At 61.6% G+C, this 19,106-nt stretch carries 17 protein-coding genes and 1 riboswitch; of the genes, 9 read left to right on the top strand and 8 right to left on the bottom strand.

All coding sequences use genetic code 11. The features are described from left to right. Positions 1–90: 90 nt before the first annotated feature. The 3 genes from E8K79_RS03630 to E8K79_RS03620 form a co-directional block, all read right to left on the bottom strand. Positions 91–666 carry a hypothetical protein gene (locus E8K79_RS03630; RefSeq protein WP_136513524.1) on the bottom strand — a complete coding sequence of 192 codons (576 nt, stop codon included), beginning with the start codon at positions 664–666 and terminating at the stop codon, positions 91–93. Between the two features lie 161 nt (positions 667–827). After that, positions 828–1,127 (bottom strand): hypothetical protein, encoded by a 300-nt coding sequence (locus E8K79_RS03625; RefSeq protein ID WP_136513523.1) that lies wholly within the window; start codon positions 1,125–1,127, stop codon positions 828–830. 8 nt (positions 1,128–1,135) lie between these two features. Beyond that, positions 1,136–1,378 (bottom strand): hypothetical protein, encoded by a 243-nt coding sequence (locus E8K79_RS03620; RefSeq protein ID WP_136513522.1) that lies wholly within the window; start codon positions 1,376–1,378, stop codon positions 1,136–1,138. 458 nt (positions 1,379–1,836) lie between these two features. On the opposite strand from E8K79_RS03620, the gene E8K79_RS03615 reads away from it, so the two are divergent. Beyond that, a complete protein-coding gene (locus tag E8K79_RS03615) occupies positions 1,837–3,135 on the top strand; it encodes an amidohydrolase (RefSeq protein WP_136513521.1) in 1,299 nt (432 codons plus the stop codon). Positions 3,136–3,553: 418 nt separating this feature from the next. On the opposite strand, the gene E8K79_RS03610 is transcribed toward E8K79_RS03615, so the two are convergent. Then, on the bottom strand, positions 3,554–5,230 hold the full coding sequence (locus tag E8K79_RS03610; protein ID WP_136513520.1) for a DUF3300 domain-containing protein: 1,677 nt from the start codon (positions 5,228–5,230) through the stop codon (positions 3,554–3,556). Between the two features lie 87 nt (positions 5,231–5,317). Next, positions 5,318–7,714 carry a hybrid sensor histidine kinase/response regulator gene (locus E8K79_RS03605; RefSeq protein ID WP_136513519.1) on the bottom strand — a complete coding sequence of 799 codons (2,397 nt, stop codon included), beginning with the start codon at positions 7,712–7,714 and terminating at the stop codon, positions 5,318–5,320. A 296-nt stretch (positions 7,715–8,010) separates the two neighbouring features. Here E8K79_RS03605 and E8K79_RS03600 point away from each other — a divergent pair, with 296 nt between their 5' ends. The 3 genes from E8K79_RS03600 to E8K79_RS03590 are packed head-to-tail and all read left to right on the top strand — an operon-like array spanning position 8,011 to position 10,615. Beyond that, complete coding sequence (locus E8K79_RS03600; RefSeq protein ID WP_136513518.1) at positions 8,011–9,021, top strand: energy-coupling factor ABC transporter permease; 1,011 nt, start codon at positions 8,011–8,013, stop codon at positions 9,019–9,021. A 35-nt stretch (positions 9,022–9,056) separates the two neighbouring features. Continuing rightward, complete coding sequence (cbiQ, locus tag E8K79_RS03595; RefSeq protein ID WP_136513517.1) at positions 9,057–9,869, top strand: cobalt ECF transporter T component CbiQ; 813 nt, start codon at positions 9,057–9,059, stop codon at positions 9,867–9,869. Next, positions 9,866–10,615 carry an energy-coupling factor ABC transporter ATP-binding protein gene (locus E8K79_RS03590; RefSeq protein ID WP_136513516.1) on the top strand — a complete coding sequence of 250 codons (750 nt, stop codon included), beginning with the start codon at positions 9,866–9,868 and terminating at the stop codon, positions 10,613–10,615. The genes cbiQ and E8K79_RS03590 overlap by 4 nt, the downstream gene beginning before the upstream one ends. A 66-nt stretch (positions 10,616–10,681) precedes the next feature. Here the strand turns inward: E8K79_RS03590 and E8K79_RS03585 are convergent, their stop codons facing one another. Next, positions 10,682–10,882, bottom strand: coding sequence for a cold-shock protein (locus E8K79_RS03585; protein WP_129126184.1), 201 nt, complete (start codon positions 10,880–10,882; stop codon positions 10,682–10,684). Positions 10,883–11,349: 467 nt separating this feature from the next. Between E8K79_RS03585 and E8K79_RS03580 the strand changes: the two genes are divergently transcribed. Next, positions 11,350–12,705, top strand: a complete 1,356-nt coding sequence (locus tag E8K79_RS03580) for a J domain-containing protein (RefSeq protein ID WP_136513515.1) — start codon at positions 11,350–11,352, stop codon at positions 12,703–12,705. A 90-nt stretch (positions 12,706–12,795) separates the two neighbouring features. On the opposite strand, the gene E8K79_RS03575 is transcribed toward E8K79_RS03580, so the two are convergent. Together E8K79_RS03575 and E8K79_RS03570 are read right to left on the bottom strand one after the other, a co-directional pair. After that, complete coding sequence (locus E8K79_RS03575) at positions 12,796–13,932, bottom strand: trans-sulfuration enzyme family protein (protein WP_136513514.1); 1,137 nt, start codon at positions 13,930–13,932, stop codon at positions 12,796–12,798. Between the two features lie 11 nt (positions 13,933–13,943). Further along, positions 13,944–15,077, bottom strand: a complete 1,134-nt coding sequence (locus E8K79_RS03570; RefSeq protein WP_135869734.1) for a trans-sulfuration enzyme family protein — start codon at positions 15,075–15,077, stop codon at positions 13,944–13,946. Between the two features lie 68 nt (positions 15,078–15,145). Continuing rightward, positions 15,146–15,252: riboswitch (SAM riboswitch) on the bottom strand. Positions 15,253–15,706: 454 nt separating this feature from the next. Between E8K79_RS03570 and E8K79_RS03565 the strand changes: the two genes are divergently transcribed. From E8K79_RS03565 to E8K79_RS03550, 4 genes are all read left to right on the top strand, one after another. After that, positions 15,707–16,213 (top strand): MucR family transcriptional regulator, encoded by a 507-nt coding sequence (locus tag E8K79_RS03565; RefSeq protein ID WP_135869735.1) that lies wholly within the window; start codon positions 15,707–15,709, stop codon positions 16,211–16,213. 120 nt (positions 16,214–16,333) lie between these two features. After that, a complete protein-coding gene (locus tag E8K79_RS03560) occupies positions 16,334–16,783 on the top strand; it encodes an SRPBCC family protein (RefSeq protein ID WP_136513513.1) in 450 nt (149 codons plus the stop codon). 124 nt (positions 16,784–16,907) lie between these two features. Next, on the top strand, positions 16,908–17,429 hold the full coding sequence (locus E8K79_RS03555; RefSeq protein WP_136513512.1) for a PaaI family thioesterase: 522 nt from the start codon (positions 16,908–16,910) through the stop codon (positions 17,427–17,429). 25 nt (positions 17,430–17,454) lie between these two features. Beyond that, positions 17,455–19,098: a fatty acid--CoA ligase gene (locus tag E8K79_RS03550; RefSeq protein ID WP_136513511.1), complete on the top strand. Its 1,644-nt coding sequence runs from the start codon at positions 17,455–17,457 to the stop codon at positions 19,096–19,098. Positions 19,099–19,106: the final 8 nt, after the last annotated feature.

Raw genomic sequence — 19,106 nt, 5'->3', positions numbered from 1 at the left:
TGCAGTAAGCGCACCGGGAAGGGATGGTGTGGGAGAGAGGTGCTTGCAGGGACCCTCCCCGTCGGGGGAGGGACTGATTGAGGTAGGTGGTTAGCGCTTTTCGACCAGAAGCTGTGCCAGGCTCTGCCTGACAGAGTCGGTGATGGCTTCGGAAGGAAGGGAGCCGCCTACGCCTCTGAGCCAGAAACGGTCTACCGCGGTATCGCCCAGTGTGTCGATGGTCATCTTGACCGGGAACAGGCAACGCATGCTGAAGTGATCCAACAGGTCGCCCAGGAAGCCGAGCCGGTCGATTCCCTTGATCTCGATGAACACGCTTCCTTCGTGGCGTGCGGCCGGTTCCATCCTGAATGCGAGCAACTCGATCCGTGCCGCCTTGTGGTCCGGTTCGGTACCGGCGAGGGCGAGGAAGTCGATGCCCTCCGGGCTCTTGGCGAAGAGGGCACTCTTAAGTTCAAAGCGCGAGCGCCAGTGGCTGGCGTTCACCTTTTCGGCGGATCCGTTTATGATGCTGACGCGGTGATCTGCAAGGCCCGCTGCAAGCCTGCCGGTCCAGCCGGGGGCCAGAAAGCCGGAGAGTTCCAGCAGGTAGCCGTTCGGCCTGGCAGTCATCGGTACGATGGTGAAGCCGGCCCGCGCGAAGTCGGTAAGTGTTGTGTCGGTCATTGACTCTCTTTTCATGGCTAAGCTGTTCATTGCCGCTCCTTTATTTTCAGTGACGCGAGATATCTGCGAGTCCCGCACCCGGAGGGTGAGGGGCAGGGAGGGGGCTGCGCGTCAGGTGTTTTTGGGCTTCTCTGTCCGTTGTTTGAGCGCCGTCAGGGTGCTCATGGTCTGTGCTGCAGCATCTCTCTGCCGCATCCTGCGAGAAAGGCGAAGACCTCGCCACGGCTCTCCAGAAAACGCGGCAGGTCGCGGTTCATAAGGTCCTCGAGAAAGTGCAGGGTGTCTGCGTCATCGCACTGTAACTCGTCCATAACTGCGGTCAGCATCGGAACGATGTCGTAGAGGTCGTCGCGGTTGAAGGGTGAGGGATCACAGGGGCCTGCGAATTTGGCCTCGTACTTCTGCTCCGTCACTTTCGGATACCGGTACTTAAGGTCTGAGGGGTGAACGGTGATCCTCATGGCGCCTCCTAGCGGCACCCGCAGGTGGAACTGCTGCAGCTCGTCCTGCAGGTGAGTTGCGCTTGCGGGTTTTCGGCGTGTTGGTCGAAACAGTCCAGGGACTCCCTGGTGATGAACCACCCTTGTTCTGAGAGGGTTCCCTGCAGGGCTTTTTGCTTCAGCAGCATGAGGATCTTCGTCTCGGTGGTTGAGAGCTCCGCCGCGGCTTCGGCGGCTGTGACGTGTTCCTTCCCGTCGATCATCTCGGTCATGGCAGTCCCTCCTTGAATTTGGGACTTTACACGGAGCATGCCAGTCAAGCTTCTTTGGGCGTAGGGATGGTATTTCAGGGTGTTAGCGGTTAAGCGCTCTGTATGGCTTTAAGTCTGTTGCTGATTTAATAGCCACGATGCTCTGCATGGGGCACTCCATTCAGCAGAGCGAACGGTTGTTGATGGCTGTTCTGGGTGAGGCAAATCCCCTCTGTCCCCCCTTCGCAAAGGGGGGGACGTAAGGCCACGCTCACTGCCTCGAGGCTAACGCACTCATGCTTTCTCAGGGGGGGGCTGAAGAATCTTCACAAAGGGCGCAACGCAGGGGTAAAGGAGACAGGCACCTTCGGTGCCAGTCTCCTTTGTGGCTGCGGCGGCGGGTGCAGTTGGCGGTTGATAACGTCGGCGGAACATAGTAACCTGCGGCGGTATTTTCATCGCCACGTCCGAGAGACTTTATGCTGACAAAATCGCTACGCGACTCCCTGGAGACGCTGGTCGAGGCCGAACTCCCTTCGCTGGTCGAGTCGTACAAGAAACTGCACGCCCATCCCGAGCTCTCGGGTCAGGAGCGGGAAACCGCCGCTTTCCTGGCGGGTGAGTTCCGCACGCTCGGTTTCACGGTCACTGAGGGAATCGGCAGGTACCAGCGCTTCGACTGGCCCGGCTACGGTATCGTGGCGGTGCTGGAGAACGGGGACGGGCCGACGGTCCTTCTCCGCGCCGACATGGACGCGCTTCCGGTGGAGGAAAAGACGGGGCTTCCCTATGCGAGCAGGGCAAGGGGGACCTATCGCGACGGTAGCGAAGGGGCGGTCATGCATGCCTGCGGGCATGACGTGCACATGTCCTGCCTGCTGGGGGCGGCGCGCGTGCTTTCCCGCTGCCGCGCGAACTGGTCCGGTACGCTCGTGCTGGTGGCTCAGCCGGGAGAAGAGGGGGGCGACGGGGCACAGGCTATGATCGACGACGGTGCGTATCGGCTCTGCCCGAGACCCGATTTCGCCCTTGCGCTGCACAGCACGCTGTTTCTGAAGGCTGGGACCGCCGGCTGGGCGCCGGGGAATTTCCTGGCTAGTTTCACCGAGGTCGAGGTGGTGGTGCGCGGGGTCGGGGCGCACGGTTCGGCACCCGAATGCGGCAAGGACCCGGTGGTGCTCGCCGCGCAGCTTGTACTTGCCTTCCAGACCATCGTGAGTCGAGAGATATCGCCGCACGAACCTGCGGTACTCACCGTGGGGGCGATTCACGGAGGAGCCGCCTGCAACGTCATCCCCGAAGAGGTCGTGCTGCAGCTTTCCATACGGAGCTTCGACGACCGGGTGCGCGACCGCATTATCGAGTCGGTGCGGCGCATCTGCGAGGGGACTGCGCTTGCCGCCGGGGTGCCGCAGGAGCTTTCGCCCGTGGTGCGGGTGCTTGCCGCGCATCCGGCGACCTGCAACGACCCGGAGCTCGCTGAGCGCCTGGCCGGTGCCTTGCGCGTGGCGCTTGGGGAGGAAAACGTGGTCCGGTCGGCGGCGCGTATGGTGAGCGAGGATTTCGGTTCCTGGGGGCTCGGCGGGGAGATTCCCATCTGCATGTTCTGGCTGGGTGCTGCGGACCCGAGCCGTTTTGAGGAATGCGCGGCTTCTGGAGGGGCGCTTCCATCGCAGCATTCGCCGCTCTACGCTCCGGCTCCGGAGCCGACCTTGCGGGGCGGGGTGATGGCGTTAGCTACGGCGGTGTGCGAGCTGCTGCAGGGGGGAAGTAGGTAGAGGTTCTATAAGGCAAATCCCTCCTCTTCCCCCTTCGCGGAGGCTGCTACGGGCGGCAGGCTCCCCCTTCGCAAAGGGGGGGACGCGAGGACTAGTGCAGCGCCGTTGTGATACACACAGGCTGCTTCGTGGAACATTTCGGGTAGAACCAAAAGAGAAGGGGNGGCAAATCCCTCCTCTTCCCCCTTCGCGGAGGCTGCTACGGGCGGCAGGCTCCCCCTTCGCAAAGGGGGGGACGCGAGGACTAGTGCAGCGCCGTTGTGATACACACAGGCTGCTTCGTGGAACATTTCGGGTAGAACCAAAAGAGAAGGGGCGCACCGTGCGGTGCGCCCCTTCTTTATTGCCTTCGGCCGTCTTATTTCCTGTTATGCGCTCTTGACGGCGTTTTGTGACCACTCTTCGCTGCCATGTCGCGTTAACGATCTTCCCTTTGCCGGGCGGGTGCATCTTCACGGCCGCGTCCACGGGGAGGCTCGGCCTCACGCGCGGGGGGCTCTGCGCGTTTTGATGCAGGTTCCACGCCCTGCGGCTGAGGCGGTTTGACGCTCTGCGGCTGCGGCGGTTTGACAACGGGTGCGGGTCGCGTTGCGGCCGGATGGGGCACCGCGGGACGCGTCTGGGGCGCGGGGACAACGGCTGGTTCTTTTACCGCAGGCTCGGCTGCGGGGGGATGCCTTACTCCGCGTGGCGCGGTACCGCGCTCGGCCGGTTTAACTGGCGTAGGCGCGATGACTGGCTGCGTTGCGGGTGTCTGGGGCGCTGACGCGGGAGCCTGGGGTGTCGCCGCGGGGGCTTGCGGTTGCGGCTTGACGGCAGGACGCGGGCCCCTGCGCCTTTGCTCTCCCTTGCCTCGCTCAGCACCACGCTCGCCGGTGGTGGCGGAAGGCTGCGGCTTCCCGGTTGGGGGCGTTGCAGACGACGGTGACGGCTTGCCGGGAGCGACAGGCTGCACGCGGGTCGGTTGGCCTTGCTGCGGAACCACCTGCCCTTTCGGCGCCTGAGGGGCGCGCGGCTGCGTGGCCCCAGGCTCCCGTTGTTTCGTGGTCGGCGGGGTGACACCGGGTTTCGTTGCGGGTGCCGTTGGTGTCATCACGCCCGGGCGTAACGGCTCTCTACCGGTCCAGGGCTCACTGCGTCTTTCGGTTCTCGGGCGCGGCGCTTGTACGCCGCCGGGGCGAGGCGCCGAAGGTCTCGGCTGACGTGACACGCCCGCCGCCGGCAGCGGCGGCATCCTTCTCTCGTCACGATGCCTTTTGGTCTCAACGCGAAGCTGCTCGCGGTACATGCGCGTGTCGCGCTGGACCACCCGCTCGTTCACGCTTATCACGGCGGCCCTGCGGTTTATGTAGATGTTGCGTCGGTCATGCACGTAGGGACGTGAGCGCCGGACCCACCCGGAACCCCGCCAGCCGTGGTAGTACACGCGATGCCCGCGCCAGTCGCAGTCACGGTTGAGCCATGGACCAAGGGTAAAGGCGACTCCGAAGGAGATGGCCGGCGTAGCTGGATAGAAGCGTTCCACGTAGACCACGTAAGGGTCGTACACCGGAACGTAGACGTACTGAGGTCTAGCCGGGACGATCCTGAGCATGTCACCATCGAAGAACACCTCCTGTTCGCGTGTCGAATAGAGGTTCCCCTGGTCGTACGCCCATCGGCGCAGCCGCTGGATGGAATCCATCACGTCCTGGGGCTGCTCTATGTAGGCCTGCCCGAGCGAAGCGGTCCACTGGTACTCCCGGTCCATCATGTAGAGGATCTGAGGGTAGTGGGCGACGGCACGCACGCTTATGTCCCAGGGCTGGTAGTCGATGTCCGGCGTGTTGCCGTAGAACCTCAAGTATCGGGCTGCATCGTGGATCTGGTCCACGAAGGTCGCGGCCGGGAGGATCTGGGCGATAAGCGGGTCCGCGTAGAGTGCGACGGGGGCGAGCAGGTCGTCAAGTTCTTCCGGGTAGAGGAGATCCTCCTCGTACTGGTATTGATCGGAAGCGGTGTAGTACCCGGGTTCTGATTGAGCTCTGAGCGGGGTGACTGCGAAGGAAAGGGAAAACAGCAGGGCCAGCATCAACGGTATATAGGATCTTTTCATGGTTTCTCCCGGTGGGATCTACTGTCAAGGCTTACCGTCCCAGTCTATCAAAGTCGCGCGACGATGGCAAAACTGGTGTGGGGCTGGTCAGCAGCCGGACTGCATGGCCATGATCTTCTCGTGCAGCCCTTCCATGTTGAAGGGCTTCTGTATGTAATGCAGTTCTTTCTCTGGTTGGATGCCGCGTCTTGCGATCATCTCATCGGAGTAGCCGGTCATGAAAAGTACCTTGGTCTCCGGGCGCATGTTCGCTATGCCACGGGCCATATCGAAGCCGTTCATCTCCGGCATGATCACGTCGGATAGCACCATGTCGATCTTTTTGCTTGTGTCGCCGCAGATGGCGAGGGCGAGATGGGGGCTGGCTGCCTGGATCACCTGGTAGCCTATCTTCTCTAGCATCTGCGTAGCCATGAGGCGCAGCATGTCGTCATCCTCGACAACGAGCACGGTGCCCGATCCGGTCATCGCTGTCGGCTTGCTCTCCTGCTGGACTACGACGTCGCCGGTTAGTTTCGGTAGGTAGATCTTGAAACAGGTGCCCCGTCCCGGTTCGCTCTCCACGTCGATGAAGCCGCCGTTTTGGGTGACGATGCCGTAGACCGTTGCAAGGCCGAGGCCGGTGCCGCGTCCCACCTCTTTGGTGGTGAAAAAGGGTTCGAAGATGCGCCGTACCACCTCGCGCTCCATCCCGGTGCCGGTGTCGATGACGCTCAGGCACGCATAGGGGCCGGGCTTCGCATCGAGGCGGAAGTCGCAGAACTCGGTATCGACGGTGATGTTACCGGTCGCAACGGTAAGCGTGCCTCCTTCGGGCATGGCGTCGCGGGCGTTTACCGCCAGGTTCATGAGGATCTGGTCTACCTGGGAGGGGTCGATGCGTACCGGCCAGAGCGCGTCGTCCGGGACGAAATCGAAGCGGATCTCCTCACCGATCAGGCGGCTTAGCGTCTTATTCATCTCCAGGCAGTGATCGTTTAGGTTCACGCGTCTCGGGGAGATGATTTCCTTGCGGGAGAAAGCGAGGAGCTTGCGCACCATGTCACGGGAGCGCTCACCGGCCTTGATGACCTCATCGAGGTACAGGGAGAGCGGGGACGCCCCGGCCGCTTCGAGCTGGCAGAGCTGGGCGTAACCAAGCATGACGCTCAGCATGTTGTTGAAGTCGTGCGCGACCCCGCCGGCCAACTGGCCGATGGACTCCATTTTCTGCGAGTGCCTTAACTGTGCCTCTACCTTCCTGTGCTCGGTTATGTCGATGCCAAAGCAGAGGGTGCCGACTACGGTTCCCTTTTCCACGATTGCGCTGTTGCGCCACGAAATGGTGCGCATGGCCGCCGCTTTGGTCACGATCTGCCCCTCGCAGGCGCAACCTCCGGTGCCGGCGCCAGCCTCCTGCGGGATGCAGCACATCTTGTGGAAGGCCTCGGCACCCATCGCGGTTTCGAACCAGCTCCTTCCAAGGAGCTCCTCCTGCCGATAGCCGGTCATCTCCTCGCCGGCACGGTTGATGAGGGTTACCTCCCCTTTAAGGTTAAGCCCCAGGATCATCACGCAGGCTGCCTGGATCAGGTTCTCGGTGTACTCCTTTGCAGCGGTAAGTGCCTCCACCGACTGCCTGCGCTCGGTGATGTTTTCGATGGAGAGCACGGTGCAGGCGATGCGCCCCTCCTGGTAGACCGGCGTGGCGCCGCAGGCTATCGATACGGTATCGCCGTTTTTGGTGAGAAATTCGGCTTCGAACTTGACTATCTCAGCGGTGCCGGACGTGACGAGATGCAGCTGTTGCCGCACCATGTCGATGCAGTAGGGACAGACGAATGCGCCGATGTCGTGCCCGATGAATTCCGGGGGCTGAAATCCTGAGAGCTCAGTACAGCGTGCGTTGGCCATGTCCACGGTGCCGTCAAGGTTGAGGACGATGAGTGCATTGGCGCTACTTTCCATGACTTTTTTCAGGAAGGTGTAGGAGTCCTGCAGTTGACGGTTGGCCTGGTTGATGACGCGGAAGGGGAGTAGTACGAAGACGATGAGGGAGACGCTGAAACCTGCGACCGCTACCAGGGCGGCCCTTTTGATGATGGGGCGCAGCGACCGGGTGATTTCGACGCTCCCGATGACCTTGTCGCCGTAGAGGATGGGGTGGGTACGCTGGATAACCGGTGCTGCGAGCTGCCCCCCGCTTGCGGCCAGTTCCCTTCCCCCGGCGTCGAGGATGCGGTGCCTTTCGGCGGTGGTGGTGCTGCCTTGACTGGAGAGGATGGCGTCCAGTCGGTGCGCCTCCTCATGCCAGGAGTCCGGGCTGATATTGCCAAGGGAGGTGATGATGCGGGCGTTGATCTCGGTCTCGGTCTCGAGGCTGCCCAGCGCATGCTGGTAGCTGACCGCAAAATAGCCGAACGGGAAGAAGAGGGTTACGAGAAGGGCGAGAACAACCGTGCAGTTGATGGTGAAATGGCCTGTCTGCTTCTCGGAACCGTTCATTGGGAGCGCTCCTTGCGCATCAACCAGGTGCGGGACTTCGTTGTCCGGTATCGTTGCCCGGCCCATCTGCACCTCGGCGCGCAGATTAGCATTGTATTAATAAAAAGAGAAGCGATTTGTAGGAAAAAACCTCACGGAAGAGGGTTGGTGGAACGTATACGCGATCGTTGCCGTGACGGCCGCGTTCCCGGGGGATATGCGTTGACAGGGTAGAGGGCATCCTGTATAAAAACCGTGTCACTGAATTGAAATTCGTGCTACGCGGTCTCGACCGGGAAGCACGCGGAGGAAACTAGATGCATATGGCGGACGCTCTGCTATCCCCGTTGGTCGGGGGGACCATGTGGGCCGTCTCCGCAGGCGCCATCGCCTGGGGATCGGCACGCCTTGGCCGCGAGAGCGACGATCGCATCGCCCCGCTTATGGGGGTGCTGGGCGGCTTTCTCTTCGCCGCCCAGATGATCAACTTCTCCATCCCCGGCACCGGCTCGAGCGGGCATCTAACCGGCGGGCTGCTCCTTGCCATCCTGCTCGGCCCGAGCGCCGCCTTTCTCACCGTGGCGTCGGTGCTCGTCGTGCAGGCGCTCTTCTTCGCCGACGGCGGCCTCTTGGCCCTCGGGTGTAACATCTTCAACCTCGGGGTAATCCCTGCCTTCATCATCTACCCGCTTTTGTACAAAAGGCTGATCGGCACAGCACCGGGGCCCCGCCGCGAGGCTGCGGTGACGATTTTCTCAGCGCTTTGCGCCATGGAACTTGGCGCTCTCTGCGTGGTGCTGGAGACGGCGCTCTCCGGGGTATCCGAGCTGCAGTTTGTGAAGTTCCTCGCGCTCATGCTCCCCATCCACCTCGCCATCGGCGCTGTCGAGGGGGCGGTTACCCTCGCCGTGGTCTCCTTCATGCGCAAGGCCCGTCCGGAGCTGCTCGCCCGTCGGACTCACGCAGAGGCCGCACCTTCGCTCAAGCCGTTTCTCGCCGCTGCCCTTGTCTGCGCCCTGCTGGTTGCAGGCGGGATCTCCCGTTTCGCCTCCGCTAAGCCTGACGGGCTTGAATGGTCCGTAGCCGGTGCGTCCGGTAGCGCTGCGCCGGTTGCCCTGCATGGCGTGACCGCTTATCTGCACGCGCTGCAGGGACGGTTCGCGTGGTTCGCCGAGTATCGCGTGCCGGCAGGGGAAGGGGTGGCCGCTCAACAGGCGGGACCGGGTGCCGCCGGTGTGGTCGGCACGCTCATAACCCTGATCATCGTGGTCGCGGTGGCGGCGCTTCTGCGCCGGGCGAAAAGGGGAGGGGCCACTCCCGAGGCGTAGGCGCGCTCGGCTGTGGTTCCGGCGAGGAAAAGGGCATGGCATCGGTACATGGGGCACTGCTTGATTTGAAACGGCTGGATCGGCTCGCGGGGGGAGATACCGTGCTGCACCGCCTGGATCCCCGTGCCAAGGTGCTCGCCACCTTAATCTTCATCCTCTGCGTCGTCTCCTTCGGGAGGTACGAGCTTTCCGCTTTGGTTCCCTTCCTGATTTACCCCGCCGTGCTCATCGCCATCGGACGGCTTCCCGCCGGGTACCTCGCATCGCGGGTTTTCCTGGTCTTCCCCTTCGTCGTCGCGGTCGGCATCTTCAACCCGTTTCTCGATCGGGAGGTACTCTTCCGTCTCGGCGACATCGGGGTGACCGGCGGCTGGATCTCCTTCGCCTCCATCATGCTGAGAACCGCGCTCACCGTGGCCGCCGCACTCACCTTGACCGCGCTTACCGGCTTCGTCCCCATCTGCCGCGCCCTTGTCGGGCTTGGCATGCCCAAGGTGTTCGCCATGCAGCTCCTTTTTCTCTACCGCTACCTCTTCGTGCTGGCCGATGAGGGGGGGCGTGCGGCCCGGGCAAGGGAGATGCGCTCCTTTGGCGGCAAGGGGAGAGGGCTTGCGAGCTACGCTCCCCTGCTCGGGCACCTACTCTTGCGCACCTGGCAGCGCGCGGAGCGGACCCACATGGCGATGCTGGCCCGCGGTTACAACGGCATGCTTCCCGCTGCCGAATCCAGGCGCCCGGGGCTTTCGGACTTTCTTTTCATCCTTTTCTGGGGCGGCCTCCTCATCACCCTTAGGCTGTGCAACCTTCCCCGTCTCCTCGGGGCGCTGGTAACGGGAACCCTGTCATGAGCCATCACATCATCGAGATCGAACACCTGCGCCACGTTTACCCGGACGGCACCGAGGCGCTGCACGACGTAACCTTCAGCGTAACCCACGGCGAGTCCGTCGCCGTCATCGGCGCGAACGGGGCGGGAAAATCGACGCTCCTAGCCCACCTGAACGGGCACCTGCTTTCCGAGTCGGGAGAGGTGCGCATAGGCCACGTACCGGTCAGCCGCGCGAGCCTCGACCAGGTGCGGCGCACCGTCGGGATGGTGTTCCAGGACCCCGATGACCAGCTCTTCATGCCCACGGTCCGCGAGGACGTCGCCTTTGGTCCCATGAACCTGGGGATCACCGGCGAGGAGCTGAAGCGATGCGTGGCCGATGCGCTGTGCCGGGTGGACGCAGAGCATCTCGCAGAGAAGGCGCCGTATCATCTCTCCGCAGGCGAGAAGCGCAGGGTGGCCATCGCGACGGTGCTTTCCATGTCCCCAAACGTGCTGGTGATGGATGAGCCGACAAACGGCCTGGACCCTTACGCCCGCAGGCAGCTGATCGGGCTTTTAAAGGATTTCCGGCACAGCAAGATCATCACGAGCCACGATCTCGACATGGTGCTTGAGGTGTGCGAGCGGACCATCGTCCTCTCAGGCGGGGCGGTGCGCGCGGACGGTCCGACGAGGGAGATATTCAGGGACGAGCGGCTTTTGAGGGAGTGCCGTCTTGAGAAGCCGTTATCCATGCAGGGATGCCCGGTCTGCGGCGGGTGAGGGGAAACGAAAAAAGCCCCGGATCGCTCCGGGGCTTTTGATAAAGTTCTACGCTATATGTCGGACTTAGACCCTGGAAACGTTGGCCGCCTGAAGACCTTTCGGTCCCTTGACGATCTCGAAGGTCACGGAGTCACCCTCGGTGAGGGATTTGAAGCCGTCGCTGTTGATGGCGGAGAAGTGAACGAAGACATCCTCGCCGTTCTCCTGCTCAAGAAAACCAAACCCCTTGCTGTCGTTGAACCATTTTACCGTGCCGTTTACCATTTACTTACTTCTCCCTGTACTTCCGTTTTGTTATAACCTGCGGGAATTCGCGGGTGCGTAACCATACCAGTCTGCATACTCCGTGTCAATCTTTTTTTAAGATCGGTTTAAAGTGTTCTGCTTAGTATACAGGATCTGCCTGTACTGGCCTTGGCTTTGCCGTGCTGCCTGCTTTGTCAGGAGAGCCACGACGCTTCGGGTACTTATGCCGATGATACGGTAAGTCTGTGTCGTGTCGCGGGTGCATTTACTCTCACTGCATGAGGATGCCAAAATCTCATGTCTCGACGTATACGTCTCTGTTGGCGGCGCATCCTGTCGGTGCTGGTGCCCATGACAGTGGTTTACTTCCCTCAGACAATTTCCCTTTCATCTGATAAAATCCTTTTGTCTCAGAGCGCCGGGTCGTGTTAAGGTGCTATGATAAAAATCCGTTTTTAAAACAATCCTGAACTGCGTGACAATCCATGACCGCCCGTTATCAACAGAGATCACCTGAGGAAATAGAACTCGAGCAGAGGCGCGCCGAGCTCGCTTCGCTGCGCGCACGCCATGCCGAGGCGAGTGCCGTGCTGCACCAGTTGCGCCAGGAGATCGCGGGCTTCGAGCGGAACTACCAGGAGACGCTGGGCAAACGGATGGCCGAACTGGAAGGGATCGAAGCCGAGATCGACCGACTCACCGGAACCGCTAGCGCCGTGGAAGATGACTTCTGCGAGGGGACCGCTTCCGCACCAGACGACCAGGACGACTACCTGGACGGCCGCACCTACCAAAGCGGCAAGGCCTTCCGGGGCGGCGATGCGCACGGAAGCCGCGGTCGGGTCTGGAAGGCGGATGAGCAGGACATCAAGGCCCTGTATCGTGAGGTCGCCAAGGCGATCCATCCCGATCTCGCCGGTGACGGTCCCAATTCGGTGCGGCACGAACTGATGCTGAAGGCGAACCGCGCTTACGCCGAGGAGGATCACCGCACCCTCAGGGAGATCCTGAGGAACTGGCGGCGGCACTTCCCCGAGCAGGCCGAGCAGAGCGACATCCGGGCGGAGCTTGCCCGGGTGAAGCGGCAGATCGCTGTGGAGATGGAGGCGATCCGCGAGGTGAACGAGCAGATCGAGGAACTCCGTGCCAGTTACGTGCACCGCTTCAAGCTGCGGGTCGACGAGAGCATGGCGGCGGGGAGCGATCTCTTCGCCGAGATGGTGGCGGCGGCCGAGATCAACATCGCCCGAGCGCTGAGGCGTCTGGCCGCGCTCAAGGGGGAAAAGGTACGCAGCTCCGTGCGCGGTGCGACGAGGCAGGCGCGCATCGTCTCCTTCCCGGCCGATGCCGCGTGCGGCGACCTTTACCTGCGCGACCTGCGTTCTGCGAACTTCAGCGACTGGAAAAAGGGCGGGCCGGCCATCGGTCCGGTGCGGGTGTATCTCGACCAGGCGCTGCGCCTGGACGTGAAGGACGGGGTAGGGGTGAAGCTTAAGCTTTTGCAGGGGCTGAACCCGGAGGATCTGCAGGCGCTCTTTCTTTACGACGCGCTCGACGCCGATCTAGACCACATCGTGCATCTGACCGGCCTGGAGGAACTCTACCTCTGCGGGACCGCCCTGACCGACGCCGCGCTCCTCGGGATCTCGACGCTTACCGCATTGAAGAGGATCTACCTGTACCAGACCAGCATCTCCGATCGCGGCCTCGTCTACCTGCAGGGGATGCAGGGGCTGCAGGGGCTTACCAGCAGCGGCAACAGCATCACGGACGAGGGACTGGCCGGGTTCCAGAGGGCCTTCCCCGGGGTGAAGACGGTGAGTTTCAAGTGGAAGCGCTGAGGTAACAGGCGCTGCCAGGTATTTGAAAGAAGAAAGCCCGGGAGACGATTCTCCCGGGCTTTCTTGCGTTGGGCCTTTGCGGGCTGGAAATTAGATGTTCAGGAAGCGCGCCATGTCGGCGATCAGGTCGTCCGGGTCCTCGAGGCCTACGGAGAGACGCACCAGGGTGTCCTTGATGCCGCGAGCTTCCCTCTCGGCAGGGGGCATCGCGGCGTGGGACATCTTCGCGGGGTAGGAGAGGATGCTCTCCACACCACCGAGGCTGACGGCAAAGGCGGCGAGTTTCACTCCCTCAAGCAGGCGCGTGGTGAGTTCGAAGCTCGCAAGTTCGAAGGAGAGCACAGCGCCCGGGCCGCTCGACTGGCGCTTGTGCACCTCGTAGCCCGGGTGCTCCGGGAGCCCGGGGTAGTACACCCGCTCCACCTGCTTCTGCTCCTTCAGCCATAGCGCTATCTTTTGCGCACTTGCCTGGTGTTCTTCCATGCGAACCTTGAGTGTTTTCAGGCCGCGCAACACGAGCCAGCAGTCCTGTGGGCCAAGCACCGCGCCGAAGGCGTTCTGGATGAAGCGGAGCCTCTTGCCGAGTTCGGGCTCGCGGGCGACGGCGAAACCGCAGATCACGTCGGAGTGACCGTTAAGAAACTTGGTGCCGCTGTGCAGCACGATGTCGCAGCCAAGCTCGAGCGGCCGCTGCAGGTACGGGGTCATGAAGGTGTTGTCCACGATGGTCAGGATGCCGTGCTCCGCCGCCAGCGCAACCGCGGCGGCAAGGTCGGTGATCTTGATGAGCGGGTTCGACGGGGTCTCTAGGTAGAGCGCCTTGGTCTCCGGGCGGATCGCGGCGGCAAGGGCCGCCGTGTCGGTGGCGTCCACGAAGGTGGCCTCGAGTCCCCACCCCTTGAACAGGGTGGACAGGAGCCTGAAGGTCCCGCCGTAGACGTCCTCGCACACGACGAGGTGGTCCCCCGGGGCGAAGAGGAGGATGGTGGATGCGATGGCCGCCATTCCCGAGGCGAAGGCAAGCCCGGTGGCACCCTTCTCGAGTCCGGCGACCGCTTCTTCCAGCGCCTCCCTGGTCGGGTTGCCGGATCGTGCGTAGTCGTAGCGGCCGAAATGATCCATCGACTGCTGGGCGAAGGTGGAGGTGTGGTAGATGGGGTGGCTCACCGAGCCGTGCTGGGGATCGATGGGGTCGCCGCCATGGATCAGTTCGGTTGCGAATTTCATGCGTGCTCTCCTTATGCGAATGCCTGCGCCAGGTCGGCGATCAGGTCGTCCTTGTCTTCTATGCCTACCGAAAGCCGCAGCAGCAGGTCGTTGATGCCTAAGCGCTGCAGCGTCTCCGGCTCGATATCCGCGTGGGTCTGCACCTTCGGGAAGGTGATCAGGCTCTCGACGCCGCCGAGGCTTTCCGCGAAGGAGATGAGCCGTGTCTTCATAAGCAGCCGCTCGACCAGTTCGGGACGGGCCACCTCGAAGGCGATCATCGCACCGAAACCGGTGCACTGGCGCTGCATGAGGTCGTGGCCGGGATGCTCTGGCAGCCCCGGGTAATAGACTCGCCCGACGCCTGGGTGCTCCTTCAGCCACAAGGCGAGGGCGAGCGCATTCTCCTGCTGGCGCTCCATCCGGATGGTGAGCGTCTTGATGCCGCGTATGGTGAGCCAGGAATCCTGGGGACCGAGCACCGCGCCGGCGCCGTTTTGGTGGAAGTACACCTTTTCGGCGAGGGCGGCGTCCTTCACGGCGACGAGACCGCACACCGTGTCGTTGTGGCCGGAGAGGTACTTGCTACCCGAGTAGACCGTGATGTCGGCGCCGAGATCGAGACAACGGACAAGGTACGGCGTAAGGAAGGTGTTGTCGACGATGCAGAGCATCCCCTTTTCCTTGCAGAGCGCCGCGAGCGCCGCCACGTCGGCCACTTTTAGAAGCGGGTTGGTGAGCGACTCGACGAAGAGGGCACGCGTGTTGGGGCGTATCGCCTGCCTAACCAGCTCGACGTCGCTCGTGTCGACGTAGCTGAAGCTCAGGCCGAACTGCTGGAACAGTTTTTCGAAGAGCCGGTAGCTCCCGCCGTAGAGGTCCTCGGTGACCACAAGGTGATCGCCGCGTTCGAAAAGGAACATGAGGCTCGTGATTGCCGCCATGCCGGAGGCGTAGGCAAAACCGCGGCTCCCCCCTTCCAGGCGTGCCATTCCCTCCTCGAGGGCCTGGCGGGTGGGGTTACCCGAACGGCTGTAGTCGTAGCCGGTGCTCTGTCCAAGGCCGGGATGGCGGAAGGTTGCCGTCTGGTAAATCGGAACCGTTACCGCGCCGGTTCTCGTCTCGCGCTCCAGGCCGATCTGTGCTGCAGTTGTCGCGATGTTCATGTCTGCCTCCAATGCAAAAAGTCCCCTTCCGGGGGGGGAAGGGGACTTCGTTGGTATCGGTCCGCACTTCCTTATCTTCCGGAACATTTCGTTCCGCAGGATTTGGCACCTTCCCCCCTGAGGGGAGGTTGCCGCGATGTCATAGGGCCAGTCCCTCGATCGCTCTGGATAAGTCATGCTATTCGGTTGTAAGGGGTCAATCCTTGAATACAAGTGAGGATACAAATACAAGAGTGGTGCAGTTCTGTCAACGCAAAAAGTCTACTTCTTGACTAAAGTAAAAGTTATTTGCGGCCAATGTTTTCCTCGCACCTGGCTGGGGTGGCGGCGCGTGTGCGTTTCGAAGTCATAGCGTTATCGTTGTGATGCCTTGTGGTGGCTTCCTGTCCTGTTTCATGAGCATCTTGCGATGCACGCCAGTCTTTGCTGCAGCAATGCTTTGAGTTTGTGAATTCCTCTTTGGTCACAGTACTGGCAGATAAAACAAAACCGCTGTCATTGGGCATCAAGTGCTGCTTCAGTCTCTTAGCTAAAGACGTTCTGTAATATAATTGAAAATACCAATTTGACAATGCAAAGAAACCTGCCACTATAATCCCAGCAAGTAATGATCAATGGAGGGAAAATAAATGGCCACTTTGGTAGAGATCGCGGCACAGATCGTAGCTTCGCATGCGTCGAGTACTCCCATGACCTCGGATCAGCTTATATTCGAAATCAGCAAAGTGCACAACGCGCTCAAAAACCTTGAAGCGGGTGAACCAGTCGAGGGATTAGAGGAAGCGAAGCCTTCCGTTTCTGTGAAGGATGCATTCAAGAAGGGTGAAGTTGTTTGCATGCTGTGTGGCAAGGGGGGATTCAAGACGCTCGCGCGGCATCTCAATACCGCCCATGGCATGAAACCGGGCGAGTACAAGAAACAGTTCGGCATCCCGGGCAAGCAGCCACTAGCCGCCAAGAACTATTCCGAGGCGCGCCGCAAGATGGCCCTCGACCGCGGTCTTGCCGACAACCTCGCCAAGGCCCGCGGTGTGCGTATGGCCAACATCGAGGCCAAGAAATCGACCCCCGTGAAGCCCAGGGCAGCCAAGGCGTCCAAGGCTCCGAAGGAGACGGCCAAGGCGAAGACCGCCTGAGGTTCATAATTCATGTAGAAATGGCCGCCCCTCACGGGCGGCCATTTTTTTTAAGAAGTGGCGATCGTGGGCAAAAGGTTGTAGAGTGCTGACCCTCTACTTTTTGTCCGGCAGGTGAACATGAAACCAGTAACCTTGGAAACCCCGCTGCAAACCTCGTTCGACAGGGTCGCCCCGCTTCTCACCGATTTCTCGCTCTACTCGCATTGGAACCCGGTTTTCCCCAGGGTGACCCCTGTCGGCGACGATGGGCGTCACGACCTCGTTGTGCATCTCCCCGGAATGGAAATCTTCCACGTAACCGCTTCAAACATCGTCGCCGAGCCCGGGCATGTTTCATGGCAAAGTAGTCTTTTCCTACCTGCGCTACTCACCTGGACTTTCTCTTTACACATTATCGCTGAGACGCCCGACCGACTTCTCTTCAAGCAGCGCTCCGAATTCACCGGCCTTTTCGCCCCCCTTTTCTGCCTCGCACTGAACCGGCCCGCCGCCTCTGGGTTGGAAGAATTGGCCCGCGCAGTTCGCCGCTGGGGCGAAAAGGGTAACGTGCGCTGCCTTAAATGCTGATTCTTCTTCGTCAACAACTTCTGGCACACCCTGAAAAAAACGTGTAATATCAGCCGCGCTCAAGAGCCAGAGCTTGCTTTGGCTGCTATTAAATCGCGGCGTCAGCCGCGTTGAAGGAGGAGAGATGAAAGAATCCTGCTGCCCGGACCACGCGTCCGTTCTCAACCTGCCCAAGGTGCAGGGGCGCTGGCCCGGCTCCTGTTTCGTTTGTTCCGAAGGTCACCCTCACGGTCTAGGCCTTCGCTTCCATCACACCACCGACGGCGTAGCCTGCGTGACGAGCATCCCCGCAACCTATTGCGGCTTCGACGGCATGGTCCACGGCGGCATCATATCCGCCCTCATGGATGAGGCCGCCGCCTATGCGATCTTCGCCCGCCACGGCAAGCTCGGCGTCACCCGCGACATCACGATCCGTTTCCTGAAGCCGGTGCCGACCGCCACCGAGATCCGCGTCGTTGGCGAGATCGTCAGCTTCGATCCTCCCCAGGCCGAGGTCGCCATGGCGATCTACGACGCCGATGGGCAGCGCTTGGCCGAGGGGCGCACCAACTGGTCCTTTCCGCGCCTTTCTCGCATCGCCGCTTTGGCCGGCGTCGAGGAGGAGGTGCTTCAGGATTTCCTCGACGACTGCCGCAAGATGTAATTGACAGATACAGGAGAACTCAACGATGAGTGAATTGCTGATCCCTCGCACCCCGTCCGCCTATGATTACCCGCTGCTGATAAAGAACATGCTGCTCTACCCGGTGGTCGATAACCCCGAGCAGGAGATCATCTACCGCGACCTCTACCGTGGCTCTTATCGCGACTTAAGGGAACGGGTGCGTCGTGCGGCAGGGATGCTGACCGAACTCGGCGTCCGTCCCGGGCAGACCGTCGCGGTCATGGACTGGGACAGCCACCGCTACCTGGAGCTCTTCTTCGCTGTGCCGATGATCGGGGCGGTGCTGCACACGATCAACGTCCGCCTCTCGGCCGAGCAGATCCTCTACACCATCGACCATGCCGAGGACGACGTGCTCCTCGTGAACGCCGAATTCCTCCCGATTCTGGAGCAGATCCGCGGCAGGATCGATAACGTGCGCACCTACATCCTCATCAGCGACGACTGCGAAAAGCACGACGGTACCGTCCCCTTCGCCGGAGAGTACGAGGAGCTTCTCGCGAAGGCCGCCCCGATGTCGGATTTCCCCGACCTGGACGAGAACACGCGGGCGACCACCTTCTACACGACCGGCACCACCGGCATGCCCAAGGGGGTCTACTTCAGCCACCGACAGCTCGTGCTGCACACCTTCGGGCTGCTCGCGACGCTTGGGTCGATTACCGCGCACGGCGGACTGCACCGCGACGACGTCTACATGCCGATCACCCCGATGTTCCACGTGCATGCCTGGGGGCTTCCCTACGTCGCCACCATGCTCGGGCTGAAGCAGGTCTACCCCGGCCGCTATCTCCCGGAGACACTGCTTGAGTTGAAGGATAAAGAAGGTGTCACGTTCTCGCACTGCGTCCCGACCATCCTGCACATGATGCTGAAGCACCCTCATGCCGAGAGGATGGACCTCAGGGGATGGAAGCTCATCATCGGCGGGGCCGCCATGTCGCGCAACCTCTGCGTCGAGGCGCTCAAAGCGGGTATCGATGTCTTTACAGGCTACGGCATGTCGGAAACCTGCCCCATTCTCACCATCTCGCAGCTGACCCCTGCCATGCTGGAGCTATCCCACCCGGAACAGGCGGACGTTCGATGCAAGACCGGGCTTACCCTGCCGCTGGTCGACCTTCGTGTCGTCGACAACGATCTGAAGGAACTTCCCCGCGACGGCGCGAGCGCCGGCAATGTGGTGGTCCGCTCGCCGTGGCTCAGCCAGGGGTACCTGAAGGATCACAAGGCTTCGGAGCGTCTCTGGACTGGCGGATACCTCCACACCGGCGACGTGGCGGTGCGCGACGAACTCGGGTACCTGCGCATCACCGACCGGAGCAAGGACGTCATCAAGGTGGCCGGTGAGTGGGTTTCTTCGCTGGAACTTGAGGATATCATCACGCATCACCCGCTGGTCGCCGAGGTGGCTGTCATCGGTAAGGCGGACGAGAAGTGGGGTGAGCGCCCACTGGCCCTGGTCGTTCCGAAGCCTTCCACCAACGTGACCGAGAAGGATATCGCCCATCACGTCCGCGCGTATGCCGACAAGGGGGTGGTGAGCAAGCAGGTTGTGCTCGTCAAGGTGAAGTTCGTCGAAGCTATCGACAAGACGAGTGTCGGGAAGATCAACAAGGTTGCGCTCAGGGAGAAGTACCTCTCCTGATCGGGCGC

Source organism: Geomonas edaphica (assembly GCF_004917075.1).
Lineage (GTDB): Bacteria > Desulfobacterota > Desulfuromonadia > Geobacterales > Geobacteraceae > Geomonas > Geomonas edaphica.
The sequence above is the reverse complement of the archived record's forward strand: the minus strand, read 5'-3'. Positions and strand labels throughout refer to the sequence as shown.